Below are 2,762 nucleotides of genomic sequence, written 5' to 3'. Positions count from 1 at the left end.
GAGGGCGAGCCGGTCGGTGACGTCGCCCCGCCAGGCCTTGCCGAGGAACCCGAAGCCGCCGCCGATCACGCAGAGCCCGCCCAGGGCCACGAGCCAGCGGCCGAACGGCTTGGACAGGAGCCACGCGGTGCCGTCGTGCATGCCGTCGCCGCCGCTCATGCCGAGGCCGAGGCTGAGCGAGGCCGCGCTGACGGCGAGGCCGATATAGATCGCTGCGCTGATCAGGTGGGCGCCGCGCACCGCCAGCCCCTTGGCGGACGTGCCCCGCCGGTCGGCATCGGTCACGCCCTCGACGAAGCGCCAGAGCGCGAAGCCGGCGAGCCCCAGGGCGATCAGCCCGACCACCACCGCACCGAACGGCCCGGCCAGCACCGCGCGCAGGGCATCCTTGCTGTCGCCGGCCCGGCCGCCCTGGCCGATCGCCGCCAGCAGCGCCAGGGCGCCGACCACGACGTAGACGATTCCGCGGGCGCCGTAGCCGAAGCGGGCGATGCGCTCGATCGTGTTGCGGCCGCCGGGGATGGGCATCATGCACGGCACCGGGCGGGACGGGGTTCTGGGTGCGGCATGGGCGGGATCCGGCGGCGCGGGACCGGTCAACGTCCGGATGCCCGGTCCCGATCCGTTGCCAGCTCTACACCAGGCGCCGGATCACATCGGCGTCCGGTCCGCCCGGCCGGCCAGGGCGACGTAGAAGCCGAGCCCGTCCTGGGCCGGCAGGGTGTGCAGGCGCTCGATCAGCCCGCGGCGCTTGGCGTCGAGGAGCAGGCGTCCCGCGGGCTGGAACAGGGTCTCGCCGCCGCCCTCCGGGGGCGGATCCAGGCGGATCGCCACGGTCTTGCCCTTGGCGAAGCGGCTGCGCTCCAGCATGTCCTTCAGCGACGCCTCCGCGGTCGCCCGGTTGGCGCCGCGCAGGTCGAGCACCGATTCCGCGTCCGTCACGCCGAGGGCGCCGCGCAGCTTGGCCGCGTAGAAATCTTCGAAGTGGGGCAAGTCGGTGCCTTGACGCTCTGCTGGGCCGGGTAAGCCGGCCGGTTGAGATCGGGTGCGGCCGCTCAGGATGCGAGGCCGCGGTAGATGTCGTGCACGGGCACGGCGCCGTCGAGTTCCGGCAACGCGACGCTGCCGTCGGGACCCAGCGCCTGCACGCTCCAATCGTCGCCCCGGCGCCGCCAGACCTCGACCCGGACCTCGTCGGAATAGACGATCAGCAGGACCTGCAGGCTCGGCACCGTCCGGTAGAAATCGATCTTGCGGCCCCGGTCCAGGCTCATGGTCGAGGGCGACAGCACCTCGGCCACCAGCAGCGGGTCTTCGGCGTATCCGTCCGGCAGCGGCGGCCCGCAGCGCACGACCACGTCGGGGATCGGCACGAAGTCGTCCTGCGCCGCGCTCAGAATGCCGAGACCCGGCATGGCACGGCAGCCCCTCGGCTCGGCGAGCGCGTCCAGGCGCCCAGCGAGATTCATGACGATGCGTTGATGGGCCTCGCGCGGGGGCGCCATGAGCACGGGGTCGCCATCGAGCAGCTCCCAACGCTCCTCGTCTGGACGGCTCTCCGCCCAGTGCCTGAATTCGGCACCATCCATGCGCGCGTCGCGCTTCGCGGCCAAAGCCATCGCCGCCCTCCGATCCGGACGCGATGGTAGCACCCGCGAGCGCGGCCGCAACAGCGGTGGTTCAGAACGCGACGCGGGCGTAGGCCTCGCCCACCGGCAGGGCGCCGCCGAGTTCCGGCAGGGCGATGGACCCGTCCGGCCCGGCGACCCGCATCGTCCAGCCGGCATCCCGGCGCCAGACCTCGATCCGAGCCTCGTCCTGATAGACGATCAGCAGTGTCTGGAGGCTCGGGACGGTGGCGTAGAAGGCGAGCTTGCGGCCCCGGTCGTTGGTCATGGTGCCGGGCGAGAGCACCTCGGCGATCAGAAGAGGGTCGTCGATGTAGCCGCTAGGCGGCATCGACCCGCAATGGACCACCACGTCCGGATAGGGCGCATAATCGTCCATCGCGTCGCTGAGGATCGCCAGGCCCGGATAGGCACCGCAGCCGCGCGGCTCGGCCAGCCTGTCGAGACGCGTGAGCAGGTTGGTTACGATGCGCTGGTGCCGGGCGCTCGGCGGCGCCATCAGCACGGGCTCGCCGTCGAGCAGCTCCCAGCGCTCCTCGTCCGGGCGCGGCTCCACCCAGCGCCGGTATTCGGCGACGCGCATGCGCGTGTCGCGCCTCACAGCCAATGCCATGACGGCCTCCGATCAGACGCGCCACGCTATCACGGACCGAAGAAGCCGGCGACGGCTCAATCCGTCTGGAGCGCGGCCGGCAGGTCCGCGCCGGCTTCGAGGAAGCGCTGCGGATCGACCGGATCGCCGTCGATGCGCGTCTCGTAATGCAGGTGCGCCCCGGTGGAGCGCCCGGTCGAGCCGACCATGCCGAGCACGTCCCCTGCTGCGACGCGCTGGCCCGGCCGGACGGCGATGCGGGCGAGGTGCCCGAACCGGGTGACCACGCCATGGCCGTGATCGATCTCGACCATGTTGCCGTAGCCGCCCGCGAATTCCGCGGCGCTGACCCGCCCGGGGGCTGTGGCCCGGGCGGGCTCGCCGTATTCGGCCTTGAGGTCGAGCCCGGTATGGAGCGCGAGGCCCCGGGTGAACGGATCGAGGCGGGTGCCGAACGGACTCGACACCACGGGCTGGCCGCGTATCGGCCGGCCGAGCGGCAGCGTCGCGGCGAGCTGGTGCAGGCGCGCCCCGTCGTCGAG

General features: G+C 72.6%; 5 protein-coding genes. All 5 read right to left on the bottom strand.

Translation table 11 applies throughout. The features are described 5' to 3' along the window. On the bottom strand, positions 1 to 531 hold a 531-nt coding region (locus FV228_RS25980), incomplete at its 3' end, for a DUF1206 domain-containing protein (RefSeq protein WP_147857175.1). A 120-nt stretch (positions 532 to 651) separates the two neighbouring features. Next, the gene (locus tag FV228_RS25975; protein ID WP_147857174.1) at positions 652 to 993 is read right to left on the bottom strand and encodes a hypothetical protein; all 342 of its coding nucleotides are present in this window, start codon (positions 991 to 993) and stop codon (positions 652 to 654) included. Between the two features lie 62 nt (positions 994 to 1,055). Further along, a complete protein-coding gene (locus FV228_RS25970) occupies positions 1,056 to 1,619 on the bottom strand; it encodes a Uma2 family endonuclease (RefSeq protein WP_147857173.1) in 564 nt (187 codons plus the stop codon). 61 nt (positions 1,620 to 1,680) lie between these two features. Next, complete coding sequence (locus tag FV228_RS25965; RefSeq protein WP_147857172.1) at positions 1,681 to 2,241, bottom strand: Uma2 family endonuclease; 561 nt, start codon at positions 2,239 to 2,241, stop codon at positions 1,681 to 1,683. Positions 2,242 to 2,297: 56 nt separating this feature from the next. Beyond that, positions 2,298 to 2,762, bottom strand: a 465-nt coding sequence (locus FV228_RS25960) for a M23 family metallopeptidase (protein WP_147857171.1), incomplete at its 5' end; no start/stop codon positions are given.

This window comes from Methylobacterium sp. WL18, assembly GCF_008040015.1.
GTDB classification, from domain to species: Bacteria; Pseudomonadota; Alphaproteobacteria; order Rhizobiales; family Beijerinckiaceae; genus Methylobacterium; species Methylobacterium mesophilicum.
The sequence above is the reverse complement of the archived record's forward strand: the minus strand, read 5'-3'. Positions and strand labels throughout refer to the sequence as shown.

What these genes read in the sequence shown, in the direction of transcription:
- FV228_RS25965 (WP_147857172.1), bottom strand. Translation starts at nt 2,241, where the DNA reads ATGGCATTGGCTGTGAGGCGCGACACGCGCATGCGCGTCGCCGAATAC.
- FV228_RS25970 (WP_147857173.1), bottom strand. Translation starts at nt 1,619, where the DNA reads ATGGCTTTGGCCGCGAAGCGCGACGCGCGCATGGATGGTGCCGAATTC.